Source organism: Acinetobacter sp. Z1, assembly GCF_024296945.1.
GTDB classification, from domain to species: domain Bacteria; phylum Pseudomonadota; class Gammaproteobacteria; order Pseudomonadales; family Moraxellaceae; genus Acinetobacter; species Acinetobacter beijerinckii.
In genome coordinates this window covers 369,011-393,108 of the sequence record NZ_CP101115.1, presented here as the reverse complement: position 1 = coordinate 393,108, position 24,098 = coordinate 369,011, and the positions used below count along the sequence as shown (strand labels likewise).

Here is a 24,098-nt window from a genome sequence, read left to right as displayed (position 1 = left end):
CTCTCCACTTCAACTTATAATTTTGAAACCTATTCTTTAGGTTTTTTTACTTTGATTTTGTAGAATCGCCATGAAAAATATTCAGTTGATCGCAGTGCTATACATGGTTCTATCCATGGTGTCATATCAAATCAGCGCTTCGTTTGCCAAACAACTTATTGCAACTCTCGACCCACTCACTGTCACCATTTTAAGACTCTGTTTTGCGACAATTTTAGTTGCAATCATGTTCCGTTCTTGGACGATATTGTCTAAGCTCAAATCTCTTAAATGGCGAGACTTATTGCTATATAGTGCGTCTTTGGGCTGTATGAATATTTTATTTTATACGTCTTTAGGTAAGTTACCTCAAGGTATTGCAGTGGGTCTTGAATTTATTGGTCCTTTGGGATTAGCGCTGCTATCAATCAAACAGCGCAGTGATTATATTTGGGTGGTTTTTGCCATTCTTGGAATCGCACTCATGGTTCCTTGGCACGATGCGAACTCGGAAAATTTCTCTTATTTTGGAGCAGCTTGCGCTTTAAGTGCAGGACTGTTTTGGGCTTTGTATATTTATTTTGGGCATCGTGTTGTGCAACAAAATATCGGAATGCATGCACTCACAATTGCGATTGGTTTGTCAGCACTGACATTATTACCATTCGGACTCTGGAATAACACACCTGCTTTGCTAGATACCCAATATTGGGGCAAAGCCTTAGTGATTGCCGTTTTAGCCACTGCTATTCCCTATGCACTCGATCTCATGGCTTTAAAACGTTTAAGCAAACTCAGTTATGGAACACTGACCAGTCTTGCACCAGCTTTGGCAGCTTTGGCTGGATTACTGATCTTGCATGAACAAATCAGCATGATTCAGTGGTTTGCACTTTTCTGTATCATGATCGCATCGATTGGAGTGACCTTACGTGGTGAAAAAACACAAACACCGTAAGTACACTCCGCTCTGCTCATTATTGTTATAACGAAAAATTAGGTATCTGCATTTTTATATTTCTGATATTCGGCTAAATACTTTTTACCTAATTTTTCCTTTTCACTCTCCTCTAAAATTTTTCCAGCTTGTTGGAAAAACTTATGTTCCTCTTCCTTTAGGTGATGATGAACCTTTTCACTTAATTGTTTAGCAGTTGCAATCCAACTTGGACTACTCATATCCGTTTCTTCAAGTTGCTCGACCAATTCATCCATTTCATGGTGTTCAGCCAAGGCATGTCGAGTGATATCCAAACCTACATCATTAAACATTAAAGGAATATATAAATAGCGGTCTTCAGCCACGGAATGTGCATAAAGTTCATTTTTTAATAAATCAAATAATTCTTTTCTGTCTTCACTTGCCCCACTCGTTTCAATCAAGCTATTCGCTAAACTACGTTGTAACTCATGACTTTCTCGGAGTGCTTCAAATATATTCATTATTCACCTCTATGATTGGCTAATCGCCACAATACAGAATTAAAAAACATCCTCGTATTGTGGAATGTGGCTAGATACCCATCATAGAAAGTGTATTTTTTTCAAACAGCATCAATTAGGTTTGTTTTTGTATTGAAAATTTATCTTTAAATTCAAGCAGCCACAATAATTTGATATCCCAGACGGCAAATCAGAATACTCACTAAAATTAAAAATAAAATTCGAATAAAACCACTACCATATTTCAAAGCGAGACGTACGCCTAATAATGAACCTGCAATATTTGCAACTGCCATCATCAAACCAAGTGAGAAAAGCACATGGCCTGTGGGAATAAAGAAACTCAGCGCCGCAAGATTGGTCATGAAATTGCCAATTTTTGATAATGCAGATGCATGCAAGAAATCAACTTGCAGAAAACGAATAAAAAAGAAAATAAAGAAACTGCCTGTACCCGGTCCAAAGATACCATCATAAAACCCGATCGCAAGACTACCAATTGCAGCAAAGATCAAAAGTTTTGGCGTAATTCGTTGATCCACATGAACTTGCCCAAATTGCTTTTTCATGAAGGTATAAATCGCAATCACGATCAGCATAACCAATACGAAAGGTCTTAAAATATGTGTCGGAATCATAGAGACACATGCAGCACCTGCGAATGAGCTGATAAAAGCAAAAATGGCAATTACAACGAGTAATGGCCATTTTAATTTTACTCGTCGCACAAATGAAAACGCTGCTGAAGCGGTTCCACAGATTGAAGCAACTTTGTTAGTTCCAAACAACGTTGCCGGTGATGTATTCGGTAATGCCCCCATTAATGCGGGAATTTGGATAAGACCACCACCGCCAACTGCCGCATCAATGGTTCCTGCACAAAAAGCAAAGAACATTAGACTCAGAATCAGTTCCCATTCCATCGACAATGACCCTATAAATTGAGTAAGCGTTTTGGCACAAGACGTTTTTTATCTGTAATTTCAGCTAAACCTAAACAACGTTCACCGTCAAAAACCAAAACTTCAGCCGCAGCCTCATGATCAATATTACTTTCCTGACCATTGCCAAAATACTTTTTACGCCCCTCAGGTAATTGAACTCTTGGAAAATGTTCCACAGGTGCATAGACCGACAGCAATAAAGCATCGCGTTGTTCTAGCGAAAGGCTTTCAAGATATTCAATGGTATAACTTGGATTAATCTCAAAGTGCCCTGTTTGGGTACGATGCAACTTTGTTAAATGTCCACCACAGCCCAAAGCTTCACCAATATCTTCCCCTAATACACGGATATAAGTTCCCTTTGAACAAGTCACATCTAAAGTAAGACTATCTTCGGTAAAACTAAGCAATGTTAAGTTATAAATCGTTACTGGGCGTGCTTCACGTTCAATTTCGATTCCCTTTCGAGCTAACTCATAGAGAGGACGACCATCACGTTTTAAAGCAGAATACATTGGGGGAATTTGCTGAATATCACACCGAAATCTTTCTAATACGTGTTCAATGCTTTCTGTTGTTAAATGAGGTACTGGTCTTTGTTGTAAAATCTCACCTTCTACATCACCTGTGGCTGTGGTTTGCCCAAGCTTTACCGTCGTTTGATAGCGTTTGGTTGAATCAAGTAAATAATGTGAAAACTTAGTCGCCTCACCCAAGCAAATCGGTAATAAACCTGTTGCCAAAGGGTCCAATGCACCCGTATGTCCAGCTTTTTGTGCGTTGAAAAGTCGACGTACTTTCTGAAGCGCGGAATTAGAACTTAAACCCAAAGGTTTATTCAATAAGAAAACCCCGCTTAAGTGACGATAAGAACTTTTTTTCATAAATAAAAAGCCAGACAATAAAGGCGTATTTTATCAAAAAACCAGCTCTAAAATTTTAATAAAAGCAGTATTTTTACAGCAAAGATGAAGATTAAAGTTCGATCTAAATCGTTCACAGGTTCGCAATTAATTACTTTTAAAATATAATTTTTTATTTTGATACGACCATAAAAAAATGCGCCAAATAGCGCATTTTTTTGCTTTAAAACAAAGTTAAAATTAACCTTGTTTACGAGCTGGTAATTTTTCACGAATACGTGCAGCTTTACCAGACAACTCGCGTAGGTAGTAAAGTTTAGCACGACGAACGTCACCACGACGTTTCACTTCGATTTTAGCAACAACTGGAGAGTGAGTTTGGAAAACACGCTCAACACCAACGCCGCTAGAAATTTTACGAACTGTGAAAGCAGAGTTTAAACCACGGTTTTTCTTCGCGATTACAACACCTTCAAATGCCTGAAGACGCTCACGCTCACCCTCTTTTACTTTAACCTGAACGATAACTGTATCGCCTGGTGCAAAAGCAGGAATGTCTGATTTCAACTGTGCATTTTCAACAGCTTGAACTAAAGGATGCTTACCACTCATGTGGAGTCTCCGAATGTGCGGGAGAGAAGAGGTCTCTTACACCGCTGGGAATAGAGGCTAAAGCGCATATCTCCCGTTTAACTTTCCCCTCAGAACATATGTTCCAAGGAGCCTATTATTCAACTTAAACAAAGTTTAAGCAGCAACTCGAAGCTAAGCTTCTCGTTTGTTACAAGGATAAAAGCAGTGCTATATTGAATAGCACGTCCAAGTCATACTTGTATTTACATTTATCCTTGCGAATTTTTTAACCATTTTATTTGCTGCTTAGTCAATTCTACTTTTTCAACCAACTCTGGTCGGCGATCTAAAGTACGTTGATAACGCTGCAAAAAACGCCATTTTTCTATATTGGCATGATGTCCTGATTTAAGTACCTCAGGCACATCCAACCCTTCAAAATGGTCAGGTTTTGTATATTGCGGACAATCTAACAAACCATCCACAAAAGAATCTTGTATCGCGGATTGCTCATCAGACATGACATTTGGCAATCGACGAATAATACTATCAAGCAACACCATCGCAGGAAGTTCACCACCTGATAAAACGTAATCCCCTATTGACCATTCTTGATCAACATAATGCTGGATTAAACGCTCATCAACCCCTTCATAACGTCCACATAATACAACCAAACCATCATATTCAACGAATTGTTGTACCGCCTGTTCATTTAGGGTTTTGCCTTGCGGTGACATATACACCACTGGCACATGAACACAGCCTGCTTGCGAAGCAAGTTGTTTAGCATGGCTAATTGCTTTCGCCAAAGGCTCAGCCATCATCACCATACCTGGACCACCACCAAATGGACGCTCATCCACTCGTTTGTAGTTGCCCTCAGCAAAATCTCGTGGGTTTATGCAAGTTAATTGCACGATGTCACGTTTCGCTGCACGTCCGCTAATCCCGTATGCTGTAATCGCTTCGAACATCTCAGGAAATAATGTGATGACTGCAAAAAACACCGCAGACTCCTCTCATTTCCTGCTGCGCTACTTCCCCTCGAAAGGATTAGTAATCTACGCCCCAATTGACGTAAATGCGACCAGCTTCAAGATCAACACGTTGTACCACATCTTTATGCCAAGGAATCATTCGCTCTTCAGCATCAACACTGTCAGCAGTCGCTTTGACGACCATGACATCATTGGCACCTGTTTCAAATAATTCAAAGATTTGACCTAGATTGACTTCTTGCTCATCATCATTGAGACCTAACACAGTTAAGCCTTTCAGATCAGACCAGTAATACTCGTCTACGTCTGCTTTTGGAAGTTGAGATTTAGCAATCCAAATATTAGCGCCAACTAAGTTTTCCGCTCCAGTGCGATCATTCACATCTTTCAGCGCAACAACCAAGCCTTTGCCATGTGGCTTCCAACGTTTTACATCGATTGTTTGCCAACCTGCCTTAGTCTCAATGTACCAAGGTAGGTAGTCAAACATATTGCTCATAGGTTCAGTATTAGAATAAACCCAGAGCCACCCATTCAATCCATAAGCTGAACGTAACTGTCCAATCTGAATCCGATCTTCGGGAACATTCTGTATTGATGTCATGGGTTATCTACTACCCTTAAGCAGTAGCTGCAGCTTTTTTAGCTTGAGCAGCTAAAGAAGCAACACGTTCAGAAGGTTGAGCACCTTGAGCAACCCAGTGAGCAAAACGTTCAGCATCTAAGCGAACTTTTTCAGCTTTACCTTGTGCAGTTGGGTTAAAGAAACCAATACGCTCGATGAAACGACCATCACGTGCATTACGGCTATCAGTAACGATGATTTGATAGAATGGACGTTTTTTTGCACCACCGCGCGCTAAACGAATAACAACCATGAGAACAACCTTATAGTTTTTACGGATTATCCCTGCACCGACCATCGGCAGCATTTCAAACCCCTTTAATAGAGGGCGACATTCTACGTTATTTTTAGCTTGAAAGAAAGATTAAATTTAGATTTATCCACAGCTTTGAATTTGCTTTTGAAATATTACTTTTACCAATCCTCTGAATGAGAACCGCAACTTGAATTAGTAATACTTGCCGCTGTTTTGGTCTTACATTTTTTACCTGTGCTAGTGAACAATAGAGAATCATTTCTAGGATTTTGACTAACTGCTTTGAGTGACCATGTTTGAGAAGCGACATTTAATGATAAGGTGAATTTTTGGCTTCCATTGGTTGCATTTAAAGGTAAAAGCAGCATGGTATCGGTCGCATTTGGAACAGCATAATATGCGCCTTGGTTTGTTGCTGTTCCTTTTAAAACAAAACCATCATAACTAAAATTACGTGATCGATGCTTCTCTAACAAAGCACCAATTTTCAACATCTCTTGCTGGGCAGTTGATAAATCTGCTCGACGAATATAAGCATCATAACTGGGGATTGCAATCGCAGCGAGAATCGCCACAATCATGACCACAACCATCAGTTCAATTAAGGTAAATCCTGAGACACGATTAAATCGAGCAACGCACGATCGTGTCGCAAGACGAGAAGTTATGCTTCGAGTGCGAAGATTAAAAATATAAGACGGAGAGCTATGCTCGTAGTGGCAGGAATGAGATCCTTGCGAAGCAATTCTTCTCACAGTCAATCTTGCCGCAAGACGAGAAGCTATGCTTCGAGTAGCAGGATAAAGTCGGGTAGCACTCGACTCTACCATCTTAGCGTGATGGGATAAGTGATCTCCCATCACATCTTCATCTTTCAGTTGCTGAATTTTATTTTTATTCATTATTTTCATACCATGTTAATGGCACGAGTTGACGGCGCATTTTATTTATAGGTAACTCACCCACGTCATTATTCGCCCCGCTACGAATTAGGCCACGTGATTGTAGTTTTGAATTTGGATCAGTTATACCCGCTCCAATATTAATTGGGACGATACCTTTTCCAGCAACAAAACTATTTACTTGTCCTGACTGTAACTGTTGCTCACATATCCCAAAGGGTAAGCAATAACGGTGTACTTTGGTTTCACCTCTAACTTGGACTGGGCAGGTTGGCTGCTCACCTGGATTATAGACACTGACATAAAGATTTTTATTTACAACCGCCATCTCATCTAAAATTTTCTTACCTTGTGCCGCATCAGGATCTTTACCTACACTTGCATTCGGATTAAATGAAATGACCCAACCATTTGGCATGAGTGACTTCACTTGATCAATGGTCTTATTTCTAACTTCATCAGCGGTGAATATGCCACGTAACGCATTACTAGAACTGAGATCAATATCTTTAGTAAGCGGTGTAAATGTTGAGTTATATAAATCTGTACGTGTCACGTCACGATCAAACAAGTTATAGATTTCCCCTGAACGTTCATCGCTCACAGGTAGACTTCGGTTACCTGAAGCAATACTCAACACTGCCAATGGCTCTTCGTAACCATAAATACTAAAACTTGGTGCATCATAGAATCTTGGACTACTTCCATCTGCCTTGTGTAAATTAAATAATCGTGTTGCATACTGAGCAAAACTTCCAGAACTAGCATTCATGTCTGGATTCAAATCAATACGCCAGACCTGCCCACCTAAATCACCGAAATAAAGATGATCCATCAAACCATCACCATTTCGATCAAGTACATTAATTCTACTCACCACACTGTATTGCATCGTTGCAACTTTTAAAGCATGTTCTTTATTGCCATCGTTTTTTGTTGTTGCATTCGCACTTGTCCACCAAAGTAAGTCACCATTATCTGCATCAAACATGTAAATGCCTGCACCTTTGGATAAACTTGGATTATAGTCTTTACTTTCATATCCAAGATCATATCCACCACCTACGAACATGACTTGCTTACGCTGACCTTTCCAATTTACGTATGCAATTGTTGGTTTAGACCAACTTTGCCCCATGAAACTTAATGGACTATTTGCAACAGCTTGATCAGGATTAATGTGGAATTTTAATTTTGGTGAGTCTAAATCAGCAAGATCTAAGGCATAGTAACCACGCCCTCCCATTCGCAAGCCACCATAAAGTACTTGCTTGCCCTTAATCCTGTTATTTGAAGAACCTATTTGCCCAACAGTCGCAACAATTTTCCCATCGTTCATCCCATAAACGTATTCTGTATATGCTGTCCAAGCGCCATCGACACCATAGGGCATATTACGATAACTTCCTTGCCGTTGACTGGTGAATGCTTTTCTTTGTTCCGCATTTTCAAGCATTTCATTGGGTACAAAAGCGAATTTTTCCTTACCATCATCGGCATCTACGACATGCAATAAGCCTTGAGTAGAACCAAAAATAATATAGTCATCTCGATCTATAGCACCATTATTATTAAATTTTGCGTATTGGGTAATTTTCACAGGCGTTGAGTGTAATGGCATTCCTAACTGCCATAATGGCTCGCTTTGTGCCATTAGATTTGCATTCACTAATTGCGGATCTACTTGATACCCAAGTAGATTCATTAAATAACCCGCATATTGGTCTTTGAGCGATGAATTGTTATTACAACGCGCTTGATTTGTATCTGCCAAATAATCAGGAGTAATAATTTTTAGGTTTTGATCTTCCGTAAAATAATATTGCCCGCTTTGCTCTTTACAGTCTCGATTGATCCATAATTTACGTGTCGAACTATCTGTTTTTAACGGACGTAACGTTTTTAATTGCTCTAATGCCCCGCCAGACAATAATTCTGAACCATCCATTTTTTCAGCTCGGCCACCGTTCCACTGATCTTTAAAATCAACGCTGCCTTTGAGACGAATAATGCTGCTACCATTGGTTTCATTCTCATTTAAAACAGAATATTTCTTTAGATTTCCATACCAACTTTGTTGATCACTTGGAGCGAAGATACTGTTATAAACATCATTACTTAACTGATAAGGTGTCAGTGGATCTGCTGGAATGGTTTGTAATCCCATAAATGGATCAGATTTTGCATCAACAATATGTTTAGTAAATTCTAAAATACTTTGTGAAATTCCGCCTTTACTCGCTTCTGTATACCAGCCACCTTTCCCATCCCTACCCCAATAAGCTAAATTTTCAATATCTGCTGTATTTGCAGGCGAGGTTGGTAAAATAATATCAATCAAATTAAGTAATGGTTTCAAATCTACAATAATACTGACAAGGCTTAATGCTGTTCTTAATAAAGCTTTAACTGTATTTAATAAATCATTAACAATACTGCCATCCGTACCTGCACCAACAACTGTGTTACCGTCTAAACGGACATAGTTAAATTCTTTACCAATCCCTGCTACACCTGTTTTAATTTCTACACGTGTTCGATAATTACTATTTTTATCTAATAAAGCTTGTGAATAATTTGCGATACATGACCACGTAGCATTTGTTGTTCCTCGGCTTGACCATGCTGCTGGAGATGCACCACAAAACTGTGATAAATCATTTGTTGGCGATTGCCCCAATGATTTTTGCATCACACGTTGAACATCTACAGCCGTTGTCGAATCTAACTTTGGCGGATTACCTGTTAAAACAAAAATTCCCTGTGCTTGGCATAGATTAGGAGAAGTTGTGCTACCACTGGTTTGACTACTGATAGAGGAAGGATTGACATAATTATCGCCACTCACTTGAACAGAGCTCGCTCTATATTGATAACCAGAATAAATTGCATCACTAATATTGTAGTAACGAATTACATCTTTATTTCCAAATCCAAGAAGACCTAATAGGTTGCCTAATAAGCCATTGTTGGTCGTGACTTGTTCTTTACGTCCATATGATGGAACGTTGTATTCCACAGGCCTCTTAATTAATAACCCTGTTTCCTCGTATCTTGAGCAATCATTATCTAACTCTCTAGCAAGACATTTATAAGCAATTGTTTGTTTATTAACTGGAGATTCAAAAGAAGATAACGACTCACCTGTTCCTTTGGTCGTTTTCCCCAATAAATAAGCCCCAGTTTCAGCATAAGCGGTTGCCGTAGCGGTTTCTTTATTTTCTAACAGCGCCAAAACAGTAGAGGGTAAATTACCAATCAAACTTAGAACATTTGTTAATAGCCCAGCGATATTTAGCCCATCTAACACACTGCTTAGCACCCCAATCACACTATCCAATGTAGAACCCAGTGGGTCAGTACTTGGTGCTAAACCATTGATTGCCAGTTTTAAAGCTGCACGATGATTATCATCTAGGGCTTGGGCAGGAACCAAAATCATGCCTGCTTTTTGGTTTAAGTCATTTCCTTTTTTTGCAGGAAAACTAGATAAACCTATCACTGTGCCATTTGGTAAAGCTTCAATACCCTTAGTGGAATTACCATCCAATACTTCTTTGACTGCGATTCTGATTCGAGACAAACGGCTATAACAACGATAACCCTCACCCAAGCTAATATTCACAGAGAGAATTTTATTACTGCGAGGAGGTTCAGTCGTTTCTAACTTAGAAAATGGTGTACAACTAGCTCTCATATAGTCTAAAGAACTTTTTAATCCTAATAAGCTATTTCGCCCTGACCCCGTAATTGTGTCTATCGTTCCAAGTAAGTCGAGTACTTCTTTGGGAAATACGACATCACAATAAGCTTCAGTATTTGTACCCGCAGGTGGTGTCAACTTTACATCAACAACTGGTAGTGCACCCAATACACCAAAAACCTTCCCGCTAATACAAAGCGGATAATCTTTTAAAATATCTAATGCCGGTGAGCCCATCGTCTGAGAAGTATCAACCATCAACATAATGGTACTATTGGCACCACTACTCCCTTGACGATAAATCTCTATATCGCTTGCATTCGTATTTAAAGAAATCATCAACAAGTAAGAAAAGCTAAAGCCTAGTGATACTATTTTTCTAGTTTGACTATTCTTTAAGCTATTTTTTAATGATTGTTTTTTATCTTTATTATTTTTCATGATCTTCTCCCTTATGAACCAGATGGTTCAAAGTCAGATAAGAAGCGGTACTCTGCTACTTGGGTACTGTATAAAATATTTTTTTCTCTTAAACATGCGATTAACCCCTGTATACCACTAGGAGGCTGAATACTTTTATTCAGACATCCAGTATTTTCATCAAACAGATCATCACTTGGATTGCTAACTAAGCCCTTCATAACTGAAGTGACTTGAACTTGTAACCGCATACTATTTTCAGTTTTCGCATTATTCGCATCGGTACCACGAGCCAAATCAGCAAAAGGTTGTGTAGCAGATGCAGCTCTTTTGATATGAACTTGCGTCACAACTTGAGATCGACCACTGGAAATATCATTGGTTTTACAAGCCCCTCCATCAGTCGCCATGAGCTGAGTTTGTTTTGTGGAGTTTTGCCAATACAACCAACTTGCATTGGACAAATCAAAAGGCGTATTTCCTTTAAAACAAAAAACGAGCTCTTTATTCCAGTTATCTTCATTTTTAAAGAAACCGACAATTCCATTTGCCCCAGCAATACGTTGGGTTGTTTCGGGTTGTTGAAAACGAACTAATACTGCATCGGCATTTTGCAATAACAAAGTTTGCATTTGATTATTACTCACCAATTTGAGGGAGCTAATACTTTGACGAATGGCAAGCGTCCCAACGATGGTAATTAACAATACAATCATTAATACAACGATAAGAGTCGAGCCTTGTTCATATCGGGTCATTTCAAGCCCCTCCACTACATGTATTTGATTTACTGGTATCACACCCCTCTGAAATCCAGCCCATCGCATTTCTTAATGAGACTGTTTGATTTAATGTTTGACGTAAATGTGTATCTTGATTTGCGGGTAACAGAGTGACATCTGCTCCTAGAACCCTAAAAGACTGCTTATTTCTTTCCCTCACTACAGCCTGATTACCAGTACTTTCAGAAGATTGAACTAAGACCCCTAACTGTATGGCATGGATATGAGGGCGTACAGATTGCACTATTCCATCCACATTTTTTTTCTTTGGGGTTAATGCCAAATAACTATTAATATCTGTGTAAGCGAGGGTGCTATTTGCATCAGCTAGATCGCCATCCATATACCCAAATCGCACTTTAAAAAAATCAACATTGGGTAAAATGACTTGGCTGTCTTTCCAATCTAGCGCTAAGGGAGTGTCTGTTTCTTTAATATTATTGAGTTGAGTTTGCGTATATTGCGCCGCCTGACAGCGTAAAGAACGGCGTGTATCTCTTGCGGTTTCACCTACAAAATATCTTTGAACAACAAAAGTACTCTTTGACAATGTATTACCAGAACAGTCAAAACCATCTTGAGGTGCTTGATAACGAATAATCAATTGATCATTTTTTATAGTCGCAACATTGGAGTTTCCAAAGGTCGTTAGTTTATTTTCACTCAAACAGCTTTGACAATTTAAGTTAACTTTTTTGCCTATATTTTTTGATGTAAGAATAATACCTGCATAGGCAATTTGGTCATTCACAGCTGAGGTAGGAGCACTTAAATTTGCTTGACGAATATCATTCACAATGAAATTTAAACCAAAACTCGCATTGTCTTGAATATGTGCCATTGCTTTTTGTAGTTTATAACTGGTGATTCCAGTAATAAAAAGTTGTATGGCGGCAGCAACAATTATAACTCCTAGTGCAATCGAAATCATTAGCTCTACTAATGTAAAACCAGACTGACTATCCGAGTAACGACGTATGTTTTGAAAGCTTTTTTTCATTTTAATATGCCTCCAACAATAGACAATGTGCCCCTTGAAGGTAAACACCATCTTTAATACATGATTCGATGCCTAAATTCGTTGATAAGGAAGTATCATTCCATGCGACATAAATACATTGACGTGTTATTTCTGTTGGGCAATTTGCGACTGATAAATTCATTCCATTTTTATTTGCTTGTAAAGCAGCATTTTTTAAATCTTGTGCAGCAATAGAATTTGTATTGCCTGCCGTTGTTTCTATTTCTGAAGTCGGTAAAGTGACTGCACCAACTTTATAAATACCATTTTTGACGGCTTGAGGATTTGCTCGCATCCTTTCGGCTAAATCTCTTGCAATTGTTAATGCTAGGACCTGTTGACTTGCTTCTGAACTTGATTCTATTGCTCTCAGTTGTAAAGCCGCAAAACCTAAAACAGCTATTGCCAATAATACCAATGAAACAAGTACTTCTATTAAACCTACACCTTTTTGAGTTATATGTTTCATGGGCAGGCTCCTTCTTTTATTGTTGTATCGCCAGTGATACCTACATTGATGCAATAAGAAAGATTATTTTTAGTAAGTGCAAAATTCGTAGTCGCGGCAATGCTGCCATTATTTCTAAACTTAATATTGGTAGCTGAATGATTGCCTACTGAAATACCATTTTCTAAAGCAACCGTATAAATCCTATTTTTATATGTGTCATTAATTGCAAGAACAGTTGAACAATTTGCTTCAGATAACGTGCTTAAACAAACACCTGTTGTATTCCTTAAACTAACCGCTTGATTGCGTGCCTCAGAAATTTTAGTAACAAGTTCTCTTGTTGCGCTCTCAAGTTTTTGGCGTGCGTAACTTGTTGCGAAAGACGGAGCAGCCATCACAGCAATTATGGCTAGAACTGCAACAGTGACAATCAGTTCAACCAATGTAAATGCTTTATTATTGTAATGTCGCATATAGACCTCCATATGCAGCAATCTTATAGTTCTAATGTTTTATTTATTATTTTAATCTGCACAAGAATGATGGTTCTGTCTATTCATTGAAGATGAGTGGTATAATTCTCAAGATATCTGGAAAACTATACTCATGACAACATAAATAAAATTTAAGCAAGATGAATCACATTATGCTCATTTAAATCAAAAAAAGAGTATCGATTGATACCCTCTTTTAACTAAAAAATGAATCGTAAAATTAACGACCATCCCAGTTCGAAGTTGCACTTAGAGCACAAGCTGTTGCTGCTTTCGCCCAATATTTTTGACCTTGATCATTTAAACAAACAATCCCATCGCCTGTTTGAGGGCCGGTAGAAATAGGTGTCGCTGTTAAAACCCAAGTCGAAGCAGTCAATACACTGAAATTAAGAGTATATAATGCTGTTCCTTGCTGTGGGCTGGTTGATGAACCATAAATTGCGCTAATCGTATTATTCGTAGATACAGCATTTAGATAACTATTATTTACCAATTTCCGAGACTGCAATCTCTGAGCGATATTCATCATTTCAGACTGAACATCTGTACGTTTTGCTTTTTGTACATATCGAGTATAGCTAGGATAAGCAATAGCAGCCAACACACCAACAATTGCAACTACGATCATTAATTCAATCAGCGTAAAACCATACTGCTTGTACATTACCAGTTCTCCCCTGTTGTACCACAGCCTGTATAAGCATTAATACTCACTAAATCATTTGCTATTGCATATTTTTTCTTGCACCTAATACCTCTACTTGTCATCAGCAAAGCGTCATAACCGGTACTAACTGGTATCGCATTTATTGCCCAACTTTGACCTGTAGCAGTCGAACTTGTTAAAAGTGGATTTCCAGTCATGCCATCCACGATCGTGAGCGTATAACGTGTTGTGGTGTTTGGGGCCACTGGCACAGTTAATACCTGTGTCATTGCATTAAATGGCGTTGTCCCTGTAGCATTATACAAAAACTGCGGATTAAATCCCCTATAACTAAAATTTCTAGATTTATGACGTTCTAATTGTTCTGCTAACTTTTGCATTTCCTGCTGTGCTTCCGCTGCGCTAGCGCGTCGCGCATATACTTGATAGCTTGGAATTGCTATTGCTGCCAATACAGCAACTATCACAACAGCAATCATAAGTTCAATCAAGGTAAACCCTTGATTGAACTTAAACGTTTGGTACTTTCGCATAATTCGTCCTTTTATTATCGACGTTCATACCAACGAGTTTGCACTAAACGACTTGTACACTGCCATTCACCCGTTCCTTTCGTATTACCAGCCATAGCAAACTTACCACAACTACCTGATCCGCTAGTTTCTGGTTTTGGTACAAATGCAAGACCTCGTATCCCCCCACCAATCACATTGCTATTACATTCAGTTGCATTTCCTGGGCAGTTCTGTGTTGTCGTTTGGAAACCACTTTTTACCTCAGAATTTATATTAAGAGTCCCATCAGAATTCGTACAAGCACCATAAGGTAGACAATATTTTTGCCAGTCGGTCTCACCAATAATACGTGGTAAGCATGGGTCTTGTTGTGCCACGCCTGTACCTTCAGGATCATATACAGGTATCAATAGATTATTTGTGATTGCAAATGGCTCTTCAAATGCTTTTAGGCCTCCTTTTTTTCTAAACGTTCCATCCGCTTTCTCTACACTATTAATTGCTGTGGTGGAACTACTTTGGCTTGACAATGAACGATACCAACCGTCTTTAGTTGATCCGGCGACTTGAGGGAAGAAGAATGCTGCCACATTTCCACCTGTCGCTAAAATCTGCGGATTCTTTTTAAAGTCAGCACGTGTTTTATCTTTTGAAAGTAAGCTTGCATATGTAGCTGTCATCAAATTTCTATTACTGAAGTCACGATCTATAACACCATAAACATTATTCACGGGCTGGCCTGTCAATGCCGTTGCAGGTGTCATCCCTTCACGACCAATTGTTGGTGAAACATCTAATGGCGTACTACGGTTACCAGAAGCCAAGCCAACCAAGATAAACGTATCATTACCTTCATCATGAATAGTTACTGTTACGGGCTCATAGAAACGTGGTGCTTTAGCACCTGTATAATCATTACCGTTATCATTAGTTGTATCATTGGTTGCCATATTCGCTAAACGAACTACACGCACGCCAAAACTGCTTGTCGTTGACGCTGCATTATTAAGATCAGCACGGAATACCTGCCCACCCAAATCACCAAAGTAAAGGTGATCGGTCAATCCATCTGCATCACGATCTAAAGTACTGATACGACTCACAATACTATGTTTCATATATTGTTGACCATCCGTTGCACCAGCACTATAAGTTGCAGACCAAAGCAGGGCACCTGTTTTAGCATCAATCATATAAACAGCATTACCTTGTGCTTGGGCTTTTGTTGCACAAGTACTATTATTTCCTGATGTCACTAAAGTAAATGTTGGATCTTCATAACACTGATCATATCCACCACCCACGATCATAACTCGTTTAATCTGCCCACCGTAACGAACATTAGTCAATACAGGTTTTGACCATGTTTGACCCAAGCGACTAAAACCAGAAGTCCCTTTATTGATTCTAAATAATAATTTTGGACTTTTCGGATTGAGGACATTTAGACCATAGTAGCTGTTACCATTCGTTCCATCACGATCCCCACCCATTCTTAAACCGCCATAAATGTTCATTCTTCGGGCTGTAACTTTGGTGGTTGTGGTAGTTGTACTACCAGATGTGGTCGTGGTTGCCATTGTGTTATATGCTGAATCAGCTACCCATGAACCATCGACACCATGCGCTGGTGCATTTGCATCTACTTGCCCAACAACTAGAGCTTTAGATGTCGCACTATTTTTCAAGATTTCAGCAGGGACGAACACCATCTGCTCTTCACCTGTTGAAGCATTCACGATATGTAGACCACCTTCCATTGAACCATATAGGATTGACTGTTCTCGCGCACTAGTCAGATTACCACTGGCATCCAAAGTCCCCGAATATGTGAGCTGTAAAGGCATCGAGTGTATGCTGCCGCCCATAGATAAATAAGGTGCATCTGATGTCGTCAATGTGCTCGGCAATACAGTTGAAGCGAGATTCACTGGATAGCCTAAATAGTTTAAAAGCTTGAGTTTTATATCTATTGGGAAATCTTTTAAAATAGCTTGACCCGCAGCAGAAAATTTGTCCAGCACATAGCTTGCTGTCGCAGAAATACTCGTGCTATACGGGTCTGAACCATCAGTTGGTTTTGCAGGAATCTGCAATAACCCTACACCTGCTGTTGGTACTGATGCTGGAATTGCAGTCTCAGTTAACCCTGATGAACTTGCACTTTCAACATCGGTAAAGAGATTACGAATTTTAGAAGACGCGGTATAAGCATATTGAGTAATTGGGCTACCTGTGAGAGGTAATTGGGCTTGCCCATTGAATGGTAAAGGTACTTTTGAATAAGCACCACCTAAATGAATGAGTTTATCGTCATTATAAGTTGAATCATTCCAATAATCTTTGGTATTTGTCTCAAAATTACCATTGGCTTGATAGACCAATCTTCCGTTGCGATCAGCAAATGCTCCAAGGTTGGCAGAGCCTGATGTCATTATTGTTCTATAACGTTTTAAGTTACCACGCCAAGTGAGAGGATTGTTTGCTGGGTCTGGTTCAAATGCACGCAAATAACCATACTCTGACAGTTTATTTGGCGTAAGTGTATCATAAGGAACAATAATATTTCCTGTGGTAATTGGTGCAAGGCTATCATCCCCTAAGCCTCTAATAAAGTCCACAACACTATTGGTCACATCAGATGGGCTGGATGCTTGATAAAAGCCACCATTACCGAAACCACCATCATAAGTTTCTTGAGATGTAGGCGATGGAACTGTAACTGTTCTTCCACCACCCGGAGAACATTTATCATTCGGTGGAGTGCCTCTGACAGAGTAAGCTCGAGAACTAATTTTACAGGCATTTTTAATATCAGTATCTGTACCACTCGTGACGGTATTAGATTCAAATTCTTTGCCAAAACCTACAAATGCCGTTTTGATTGACCGATTTTTTGGATTTTTTGTTGGATCAAATAATGCTTTGGCAAATGCCCCCATACAGTTCCATGCAGAACCGACATCATTACCATAATCATCTACAGAATTTGGTAAATCAATATTGCACTGAAAAGTGCTACCTGACGCATCCAAAGCTTTTTGCATTACTGTTAAAGCTTGATCATTACTTGAATTATTAGGTTGACCATCTGACAGAAAATAAACCCCTTGCCCATCACAACTGGAAGAGGTCGCTGGTAAAGGCGATTTATATTGTGCTGTCACATTTGTAGCAGTACGACTCATCACAATATCTGGATTATCGGTAGTATCATTTGCTTTTGACTTAGGTGTACCACTATCAGCATTTACTACAAGATGTGTAAACGGCTCTGAATAATAATAATAATAATAAGTAGAATCACTATCGTAATCAGTCTGTGTGGCTGAACCTATACCACTGGGGGCAGTTGTCCCCCAACTTGACCATCCATTATTTCTACAACTCTGTGTTTGATTATCCAAATCAATGTTACTAGAATTATTTGTACAAGTACTATAAGACGTTGCATTATTAGAACGTTGAACTCTTTTTCTATATCGCTCTTTTTGAATAATATATGTTTGTTCAGAGTAAGTGGTTGTGCCTAATAAATATGAAGCAGCCTCCGCCATCGCATGGGCTGATGGTGTACTACTTTGTGCAGAAAGCCCAGTTAGTTTACTTTTGATTAAATTACGTTGAGCACTTCCTACCGCACCCAATGGTTTTGCTGCAACCAAAATCTGACCTGTTTTGTTATCCCCATCTGCTGAGAAATTCCCCAAACCTACATAGGTGTTTGAGAGTTTAATTTGTCGCTCATTTGGAGCTGTTACATCAGCATCACTACTATCTAGCAATGCAAACATACCATCTTTTAATCGAGAAAGACGATCATAACATTTTAATGCACCATTATTCCCTGGATTAAAACATCTATTTTTTAATCGTTGATAATTTGAACTTGCTGTAGCGGAATAAGCAACTGAACAATAAGTTCTTGGATATGTATAAGAACCGCTACCTCCTGTATCACTAGACACAGTCCTTCTATCTGAACAGACTGAATAATCCGCGTTAATAGAATTACTATTTACATTAACTCCCATCGAGCCTGATGTATCTAACATCAAAATAACTGTTTTTTGACCGGCATTCGGGGCAGCATAGATCTGTAGGTCACTGGCTTGCACTACCGAAGCTGTCATCAACCAAGTCATCGCAAGAGAACTTGAGCAAATGGCACACCACAGTTTATTTTTTGGAAAATCTTTTAATTTTGTTTGCATGGCATTTCCCCTTAAGTTCCCGGAGTACTGTTTTCTGTTATTTCATTGAAATAACTAAATTCTTGAGTTTGTGTACTATAAGGTACACCATTCGCCTCAAGACACTGTGCGAGTGTTTGTCTACTTGCAATGTTTGAGTCCAGATTATCACTAATTCTTGCACTGCCCGTACTTAAACAATTCCCTTCAATGGTTGAAGTGCTCGCAGACGAATAACTCGGTAAGATGGCTGTTGATGTCACTCGAATACGCTGTTTTGACGTCATATTTCTAGAAATAGATGTACCCTCTGATACATTCATACCTCGAGGCAGATTTGACCCTGGCGTTTCATTACTGATGGCATCTGTTGGAATACTCACTGCAACTTGTGTGACCACAGCCGAGCGATTACTACCAAAATCACTATCCAAATCACAAAAACCAGCAACCCCACCTTCTTCAACTGTTGCATTATTTCCCGTACCTGCACGAATCAAACTGGCATTGACGGTTTTTGCAAATGCATTTGTACCTGTGGGCTTATAGCAAAAAATATATTCAGCCCCCGGATTGCTTTCATGCTCTTTAAGCGCAGCACCAAGTACATTACTTATATCCGAAACCGTTGTAGTATCGACATTATTAAACCATGCTAGTGGGGTATCAGAAGCCTGAAAATTAAGTTGGCCTACTTGACTATTCGTTGCGACACCCAGTGAAACCATTGCGACACGTATTGCCATAATACCTACAATAGTAATAATCAGCAGAATAAATAAAACAACAATCAATGTCGCTCCATTCTGATGTGGATAAATAGGAGCACGTTTTGAGTGATACATCATCATTCTCCCATCGCATTACGCAAAGCAACTGTCGTACTGTAAGCACGTCTCTGAAAACGGGCTGTACTGGTTGGTGTCGCTATTTGATCTAACATAATGTGTGATTGTGAAGGGTTAATTGCGGTATTTTGCGCATTATTTGCCGAACGAACCAAGATAGAAGTCTGTACTGACACTATACGAGCCGTAATCTTTACATCCGTTGTCACTGTGCCTGACGTAGTACTGGTTGAGCCAGTTCGAGCAGCAGCAGCAGCAGTTCTATACTGCGGAATCGTATAATATGCAAACCGATCAGTGATGGTGGTATTGGGGTTTGGGGGAGATGTAGCCGTGCTTATAACTCTAGATGTATCCGTTACCTTGGTGGTAGTGGTGGTTTTCACACCAAATAACACATGGAAATGATCGACTCGTGGAATTACGATTTGCCCTGCATCACCTAAACCTAACATCTCAGTAGTACTATCAGGTCGAGCATTAACCGCACTTGCTGTCGCTGCAGGTGTATTTGCATCACATGCCAGAGCATAATCTGTAGCTGCGCCATTGGCATCAGGTCGTAAGAAATAACGCTGTACAACCAAATCACCTGCTAAAACGTTTACACCTTCACAATTTGGCATATTTGCAGGCGCAACAAACTGAATTGTCAACTGGTCACTTACAGGACTCGCAATTGTAGCAGGAGGGGTTGCCGAATCTTGCAATGTGACGTTGGTTAATCCTTTCCAAAAATTGTTAGTACTTGATACTGGATCACCCTGCCCTCGACTTAACAAAGCATCATCGATATAACTCGATGCTCCAACTTTAGGTACAAAATTAGTTGGAATAACAGGCGTTGGTGGCGTCGTGACAGGTGGTGGTGCAACCGCACCTGTCAATACAATTCCACCATACGGCGTACGATCATTTAGCTCGAGATTTGTGATATTCCCCTGATTGGCAAGGCGAATATCTTTCACTACATAATCCAATCCAAACAATCCGCTGTCCTGAATTTCAGCCGTCGACTGTTGTAAACGGCTTGAGAGTATCCCACCAACAAACAACTGAACTGCTGCTGCGGTTACGATAAGCCCCAAAACAAGTGCAACCATCAATTCAATCAGCGTAAATCCAGAAGCACGGTGCAATCGAATAACACGTGGTTGAAGTGGCAATTGGCTCGTAAGAAGCTGAGAAGCTGTACTTTGGCTATGAGGATTTATAAAAATTTTCTTCATTTTAATAAACCTCGATCATTAAACAAGATGAGCCAGCCACATAAACACCATTGCTGCCCATACACGTTGAAACATCCGCAGAACTTGGTGTAACCCCAGAAGCTGGAATTTCAGTTGGTACAGTTGCTCCCCAAAACGCATATAGACACTGTCTACGTAAAGCCATTGTAGAAACCACGCCAGGACAATTATCCATCGTCAGGCGCATTCCTAATTGATTGGCGTTGCGAGCAGCTTGGTAAGCATCGAATTGTGCTTGCTGATTTGCAGTACAGACTGAATTAAAGCAACTGGTCGGGGCGGTCGGTGTTACCGATGGAAAATTGCTATAACTACGAACAAAGGCAGGGTAATTATTTATTTGTGTCTTATTTGCCCTTATATTTTCAGCCAATCCTCGCATTACCACCACAGCCTGCGACTTAGTGATCGCTTCAGCAGACGCGTCAAAAGCTCGTAATTGCAAAGCAACATAACCTAAAACCCCTATCGCTAATAACAGCAAGGCAACGAGAACTTCAACCAACCCCACCCCTGCTTGTTTTTTTTGTATGATCATCAACATGTACTCACTGTTGTATCAGGTCTCAAAATACTCGCCCCTAACCTCGTTACAATCACGGTTTTCCGTGTTTTCACTTTTGAATTACATAATGTAAGCGTTGTATCTGCTGTAATATTTGGAATTCCATTCCGATCAAATACAAATGTAGATGCAGTGACAGCAGGAGATATCGACAAAGTCGTATAGCTATTCACCACTGCCCAGTTAAAAGTCGTTGTGGTATTGCTGCTAGTTGATACAAGATTTGCATTTGCATTTGCCCGAGATAAAATAGCCTGACTTTTTGCTTGAGAGAGAACTTGCAACAATTCCCTTGCATTTCGCTCATAACGACGACTTTCCAACATATTACTAAAGGATGGTGCTGCCATCGACGCAATAATAGCCATTATTGCTATTGTCACCATCAATTCAATTAAGGTGAATCCTCGACTTTTCCCCATCGCTTAACACCTAAAAAAATTTTTACTTATATTAATATTAAACCGATCTTGTACAGAACCAATACAAAGCAGATAAGAAACATAAAAAAACGGATGGAGAACAATCCATCCGTTTCTATTTCACATTTTTCTAATAAAATTAGGCTTGTATCACCTGTATTCTGAGCTCTTTAGGAAGGCTGAAAGTGATATTTTCTTCTGTTCCCTGTAGCTCTTTAGGCGGTGTAGCCCCCCAGTCCTGCAAGCGCTGTATCACTTGTTTTATTAAAATTTCGGGTGCAGAGGCTCCCGCAGTTACACCAATTTTAGCATCAGTATTAAACCATTCTTTTTCAAGCTGATCTGCATTATCAACCAAATAAGCCGATTTCCCCATACGCTCTGCTAACTCACGTAAACGATTTGAATTTGACGAGTTTGGTGAACCAACCACCAAAACCACATCACATTGCTCCGCTAAATCACGTACCGCATCTTGACGGTTCTGCGTCGCATAGCAAATATCATCTTTACGTGGACCTTGGATCATTGGAAATTTCGCTCTCAAAGCATCAATGACTTTAGCCGTATCATCAATTGAAAGTGTTGTTTGAGTGACAAAAGCTACTCTTTCAGGATGTTTCACTATTAAGGCATCGACATCTTGTTCATCTTCAACTAGATAAATCTCACCACCTCTAGACTTATCATATTGCCCCATCGTCCCTTCAACTTCAGGATGACCTTCATGACCAATTAAAATTGCTTCAGTACCTTCACGCGCATATTTAGTGACTTCGATATGAACTTTAGTCACTAATGGACATGTTGCATCAAAGACTTTTAAACCACGTCGTTCAGCCTCTTGTTGTACTGCTTTTGACACCCCATGAGCACTAAAAATGACAATTGAATCATCAGGCACTTGATCTAATTCATCGACAAATACCGCGCCTCGCTGACGTAGATCATCAACCACAAACTTATTATGTACGACTTCATGACGTACATATATGGGTGGATTAAAACATTCTAATGCTCGATTGACGATCGCTATAGCACGGTCAACACCAGCACAAAAACCTCGTGGATTGGCCAACACGATTTCCATAACATCCTCACTCATGATCTGAATATTTATACCAAGCTATTTCGTTTGGCGGCACGCTACACTACAATAGCCAAGATATTTTATCATATCAGGAAAAATATCATGTCGGGTCTATTGTTTGTCGTTTCTGCGGCATCAGGAACAGGCAAAACATCTTTAGTCAAAGCCCTACTCGATCGCGTCAGCAACTTACATGTTTCTGTTTCACATACCACTCGTGGACAACGCCCCGGTGAACTTGATGGTGTGCACTATCATTTTACCAGTAAAGAATCTTTTCTATCTCAAGTTGAACAGGGTGGTTTTATTGAATACGCTGAAGTATTTGGTAATTACTATGGAACTTCTCAAGCAAAAGTTAAAGAACAATTACAGCAAGGTCATGATGTTTTATTAGAAATTGACTGGCAAGGAGCCGATCAAGTTCGGAGACTTTTTCCTGAATCAAAACAAATATTTATCTTGCCACCGACTCAGTATGATTTAAGACAGCGTCTTTCTAATCGTGGTACTGACTCTGTTGAAGTGATTGAACATCGTTTGAGCTGTGCTGTAGAGGACATGCGTCATTTTGCAAACTTTGATTATATTATTATCAATGATGATTTCAACAAAGCCGTGCATGAGTTAGAAGCAATCATTACCGCTAACCGTTTAGCGACTCTACAACAAAGTGCTCGCCATCAGCAGTTAATTGAAAAGTTAATTACTCTACATCGCGAATAACTTGAGTCTTATAGAAAAGCCTTTTATACTATTTAGTCTTTCAAATGTGATGTTCAAACGAGACAACTTATGGCACGTGTAACCGTTGAAGATTGTTTAGACCATGTAGATAACCGTTTTGAGTTAGTACTGGTGGCGAGTAAACGTGCACGTCAATTGGCACGTCAAGGTATGGAACCCACTGTAGAATGGGACAACGATAAACCAACCGTTGTTTCTTTACGCGAAATTGCAGCGGGTCATGTCACTAAAGAAATTTTGAAACAACGTGATCAAGATTATCAAACATCAAATCTTGATATGGTGTTATCAACTAATTCATTAAATTTAGAAGGTTTTACTTTTTAAGTAAAATTTGCTTT

The 24,098-nt window shown here is 39.5% G+C and carries 24 protein-coding genes; 3 read left to right on the top strand and 21 right to left on the bottom strand.

What is annotated here, in order from left to right:
* The first annotated feature begins 70 nt into the window (after positions 1–70).
* On the top strand, positions 71–937 hold the full coding sequence (locus tag NGC85_RS01815) for a DMT family transporter (RefSeq protein WP_005059867.1): 867 nt from the start codon (positions 71–73) through the stop codon (positions 935–937).
* A 38-nt stretch (positions 938–975) separates the two neighbouring features.
* On the opposite strand, the gene NGC85_RS01810 is transcribed toward NGC85_RS01815, so the two are convergent.
* The 21 genes from NGC85_RS01810 to ispH form a co-directional block, all read right to left on the bottom strand.
* On the bottom strand, positions 976–1,422 hold the full coding sequence (locus NGC85_RS01810) for a hemerythrin domain-containing protein (protein ID WP_005052141.1): 447 nt from the start codon (positions 1,420–1,422) through the stop codon (positions 976–978).
* Between the two features lie 152 nt (positions 1,423–1,574).
* Positions 1,575–2,351 (bottom strand): TSUP family transporter, encoded by a 777-nt coding sequence (locus NGC85_RS01805; RefSeq protein WP_167539075.1) that lies wholly within the window; start codon positions 2,349–2,351, stop codon positions 1,575–1,577.
* A gap of 5 nt (positions 2,352–2,356) precedes the next feature.
* Positions 2,357–3,250 (bottom strand): tRNA pseudouridine(55) synthase TruB, encoded by an 894-nt coding sequence (gene truB, locus NGC85_RS01800; RefSeq protein ID WP_254804660.1) that lies wholly within the window; start codon positions 3,248–3,250, stop codon positions 2,357–2,359.
* 219 nt (positions 3,251–3,469) lie between these two features.
* Complete coding sequence (gene rplS, locus NGC85_RS01795) at positions 3,470–3,841, bottom strand: 50S ribosomal protein L19 (protein WP_005052144.1); 372 nt, start codon at positions 3,839–3,841, stop codon at positions 3,470–3,472.
* A gap of 230 nt (positions 3,842–4,071) precedes the next feature.
* Positions 4,072–4,812: a tRNA (guanosine(37)-N1)-methyltransferase TrmD gene (gene trmD, locus NGC85_RS01790; protein WP_254804659.1), complete on the bottom strand. Its 741-nt coding sequence runs from the start codon at positions 4,810–4,812 to the stop codon at positions 4,072–4,074.
* Between the two features lie 46 nt (positions 4,813–4,858).
* On the bottom strand, positions 4,859–5,407 hold the full coding sequence (rimM, locus tag NGC85_RS01785) for a ribosome maturation factor RimM (RefSeq protein ID WP_005052147.1): 549 nt from the start codon (positions 5,405–5,407) through the stop codon (positions 4,859–4,861).
* Between the two features lie 16 nt (positions 5,408–5,423).
* Positions 5,424–5,681, bottom strand: a complete 258-nt coding sequence (gene rpsP, locus NGC85_RS01780) for a 30S ribosomal protein S16 (RefSeq protein WP_034710927.1) — start codon at positions 5,679–5,681, stop codon at positions 5,424–5,426.
* A gap of 161 nt (positions 5,682–5,842) precedes the next feature.
* On the bottom strand, positions 5,843–6,352 hold the full coding sequence (locus NGC85_RS01775; protein WP_277559550.1) for a type IV pilin protein: 510 nt from the start codon (positions 6,350–6,352) through the stop codon (positions 5,843–5,845).
* Between the two features lie 226 nt (positions 6,353–6,578).
* Positions 6,579–10,730 (bottom strand): pilus assembly protein, encoded by a 4,152-nt coding sequence (locus NGC85_RS01770; protein WP_254804658.1) that lies wholly within the window; start codon positions 10,728–10,730, stop codon positions 6,579–6,581.
* Positions 10,731–10,741: 11 nt separating this feature from the next.
* Entirely contained in the window at positions 10,742–11,467 is a 726-nt protein-coding gene (locus NGC85_RS01765) for a pilus assembly PilX N-terminal domain-containing protein (RefSeq protein ID WP_254804657.1), read from the bottom strand.
* Position 11,468: 1 nt separating this feature from the next.
* Entirely contained in the window at positions 11,469–12,491 is a 1,023-nt protein-coding gene (locus tag NGC85_RS01760) for a PilW family protein (RefSeq protein ID WP_254804656.1), read from the bottom strand.
* Between the two features lies 1 nt (position 12,492).
* Positions 12,493–12,981: a type IV pilus modification protein PilV gene (gene pilV, locus NGC85_RS01755; protein WP_254804655.1), complete on the bottom strand. Its 489-nt coding sequence runs from the start codon at positions 12,979–12,981 to the stop codon at positions 12,493–12,495.
* Positions 12,978–13,448, bottom strand: coding sequence for a GspH/FimT family pseudopilin (locus NGC85_RS01750; RefSeq protein ID WP_302885512.1), 471 nt, complete (start codon positions 13,446–13,448; stop codon positions 12,978–12,980). The genes pilV (NGC85_RS01755) and NGC85_RS01750 overlap by 4 nt, the downstream gene beginning before the upstream one ends.
* A 229-nt stretch (positions 13,449–13,677) precedes the next feature.
* The gene (locus tag NGC85_RS01745) at positions 13,678–14,124 is read right to left on the bottom strand and encodes a type IV pilin protein (protein WP_254804654.1); all 447 of its coding nucleotides are present in this window, start codon (positions 14,122–14,124) and stop codon (positions 13,678–13,680) included.
* A complete protein-coding gene (locus NGC85_RS01740) occupies positions 14,124–14,660 on the bottom strand; it encodes a type IV pilin protein (RefSeq protein WP_254804653.1) in 537 nt (178 codons plus the stop codon). Before NGC85_RS01740 ends, NGC85_RS01745 begins: the two co-directional genes overlap by 1 nt.
* Positions 14,661–14,674: 14 nt before the next feature.
* The gene (locus NGC85_RS01735) at positions 14,675–18,856 is read right to left on the bottom strand and encodes a pilus assembly protein PilY (protein ID WP_254804652.1); all 4,182 of its coding nucleotides are present in this window, start codon (positions 18,854–18,856) and stop codon (positions 14,675–14,677) included.
* An 11-nt stretch (positions 18,857–18,867) separates the two neighbouring features.
* Complete coding sequence (locus tag NGC85_RS01730) at positions 18,868–19,680, bottom strand: YjcZ family sporulation protein (protein ID WP_254804651.1); 813 nt, start codon at positions 19,678–19,680, stop codon at positions 18,868–18,870.
* Between the two features lie 2 nt (positions 19,681–19,682).
* A complete protein-coding gene (locus tag NGC85_RS01725; protein ID WP_302885511.1) occupies positions 19,683–20,912 on the bottom strand; it encodes a PilW family protein in 1,230 nt (409 codons plus the stop codon).
* Between the two features lies 1 nt (position 20,913).
* Positions 20,914–21,471 carry a type IV pilus modification protein PilV gene (gene pilV / locus NGC85_RS01720; protein WP_254804650.1) on the bottom strand — a complete coding sequence of 186 codons (558 nt, stop codon included), beginning with the start codon at positions 21,469–21,471 and terminating at the stop codon, positions 20,914–20,916.
* Positions 21,471–21,920: a prepilin-type N-terminal cleavage/methylation domain-containing protein gene (locus NGC85_RS01715; protein WP_254804649.1), complete on the bottom strand. Its 450-nt coding sequence runs from the start codon at positions 21,918–21,920 to the stop codon at positions 21,471–21,473. The genes pilV (NGC85_RS01720) and NGC85_RS01715 overlap by 1 nt, the downstream gene beginning before the upstream one ends.
* A gap of 139 nt (positions 21,921–22,059) precedes the next feature.
* Positions 22,060–23,010, bottom strand: coding sequence for a 4-hydroxy-3-methylbut-2-enyl diphosphate reductase (gene ispH, locus NGC85_RS01710; RefSeq protein ID WP_254804648.1), 951 nt, complete (start codon positions 23,008–23,010; stop codon positions 22,060–22,062).
* 102 nt (positions 23,011–23,112) lie between these two features.
* Here ispH and gmk point away from each other — a divergent pair, with 102 nt between their 5' ends.
* Together gmk and rpoZ are read left to right on the top strand one after the other, a co-directional pair.
* On the top strand, positions 23,113–23,736 hold the full coding sequence (gmk, locus tag NGC85_RS01705) for a guanylate kinase (RefSeq protein WP_005059895.1): 624 nt from the start codon (positions 23,113–23,115) through the stop codon (positions 23,734–23,736).
* Positions 23,737–23,805: 69 nt separating this feature from the next.
* A complete protein-coding gene (gene rpoZ / locus NGC85_RS01700; protein WP_005052184.1) occupies positions 23,806–24,084 on the top strand; it encodes a DNA-directed RNA polymerase subunit omega in 279 nt (92 codons plus the stop codon).
* Positions 24,085–24,098: the final 14 nt, after the last annotated feature.

What these genes read in the sequence shown, in the direction of transcription:
- NGC85_RS01815 (WP_005059867.1), top strand. Translation starts at nt 71, where the DNA reads ATGAAAAATATTCAGTTGATCGCAGTGCTATACATGGTTCTATCCATG.
- NGC85_RS01810 (WP_005052141.1), bottom strand. Translation starts at nt 1,422, where the DNA reads ATGAATATATTTGAAGCACTCCGAGAAAGTCATGAGTTACAACGTAGT.
- truB (WP_254804660.1), bottom strand. Translation starts at nt 3,250, where the DNA reads ATGAAAAAAAGTTCTTATCGTCACTTAAGCGGGGTTTTCTTATTGAAT.
- rplS (WP_005052144.1), bottom strand. Translation starts at nt 3,841, where the DNA reads ATGAGTGGTAAGCATCCTTTAGTTCAAGCTGTTGAAAATGCACAGTTG.
- rimM (WP_005052147.1), bottom strand. Translation starts at nt 5,407, where the DNA reads ATGACATCAATACAGAATGTTCCCGAAGATCGGATTCAGATTGGACAG.
- rpsP (WP_034710927.1), bottom strand. Translation starts at nt 5,681, where the DNA reads ATGGTTGTTATTCGTTTAGCGCGCGGTGGTGCAAAAAAACGTCCATTC.
- NGC85_RS01770 (WP_254804658.1), bottom strand. Translation starts at nt 10,730, where the DNA reads ATGAAAAATAATAAAGATAAAAAACAATCATTAAAAAATAGCTTAAAG.
- NGC85_RS01765 (WP_254804657.1), bottom strand. Translation starts at nt 11,467, where the DNA reads ATGACCCGATATGAACAAGGCTCGACTCTTATCGTTGTATTAATGATT.
- NGC85_RS01760 (WP_254804656.1), bottom strand. Translation starts at nt 12,491, where the DNA reads ATGAAAAAAAGCTTTCAAAACATACGTCGTTACTCGGATAGTCAGTCT.
- pilV (WP_254804655.1), bottom strand. Translation starts at nt 12,981, where the DNA reads ATGAAACATATAACTCAAAAAGGTGTAGGTTTAATAGAAGTACTTGTT.
- NGC85_RS01750 (WP_302885512.1), bottom strand. Translation starts at nt 13,448, where the DNA reads ATGGAGGTCTATATGCGACATTACAATAATAAAGCATTTACATTGGTT.
- NGC85_RS01745 (WP_254804654.1), bottom strand. Translation starts at nt 14,124, where the DNA reads ATGTACAAGCAGTATGGTTTTACGCTGATTGAATTAATGATCGTAGTT.
- NGC85_RS01740 (WP_254804653.1), bottom strand. Translation starts at nt 14,660, where the DNA reads ATGCGAAAGTACCAAACGTTTAAGTTCAATCAAGGGTTTACCTTGATT.
- NGC85_RS01735 (WP_254804652.1), bottom strand. Translation starts at nt 18,856, where the DNA reads ATGCAAACAAAATTAAAAGATTTTCCAAAAAATAAACTGTGGTGTGCC.
- NGC85_RS01730 (WP_254804651.1), bottom strand. Translation starts at nt 19,680, where the DNA reads ATGTATCACTCAAAACGTGCTCCTATTTATCCACATCAGAATGGAGCG.
- NGC85_RS01725 (WP_302885511.1), bottom strand. Translation starts at nt 20,912, where the DNA reads ATGAAGAAAATTTTTATAAATCCTCATAGCCAAAGTACAGCTTCTCAG.
- pilV (WP_254804650.1), bottom strand. Translation starts at nt 21,471, where the DNA reads ATGATCATACAAAAAAAACAAGCAGGGGTGGGGTTGGTTGAAGTTCTC.
- NGC85_RS01715 (WP_254804649.1), bottom strand. Translation starts at nt 21,920, where the DNA reads ATGGGGAAAAGTCGAGGATTCACCTTAATTGAATTGATGGTGACAATA.
- ispH (WP_254804648.1), bottom strand. Translation starts at nt 23,010, where the DNA reads ATGGAAATCGTGTTGGCCAATCCACGAGGTTTTTGTGCTGGTGTTGAC.
- gmk (WP_005059895.1), top strand. Translation starts at nt 23,113, where the DNA reads ATGTCGGGTCTATTGTTTGTCGTTTCTGCGGCATCAGGAACAGGCAAA.
- rpoZ (WP_005052184.1), top strand. Translation starts at nt 23,806, where the DNA reads ATGGCACGTGTAACCGTTGAAGATTGTTTAGACCATGTAGATAACCGT.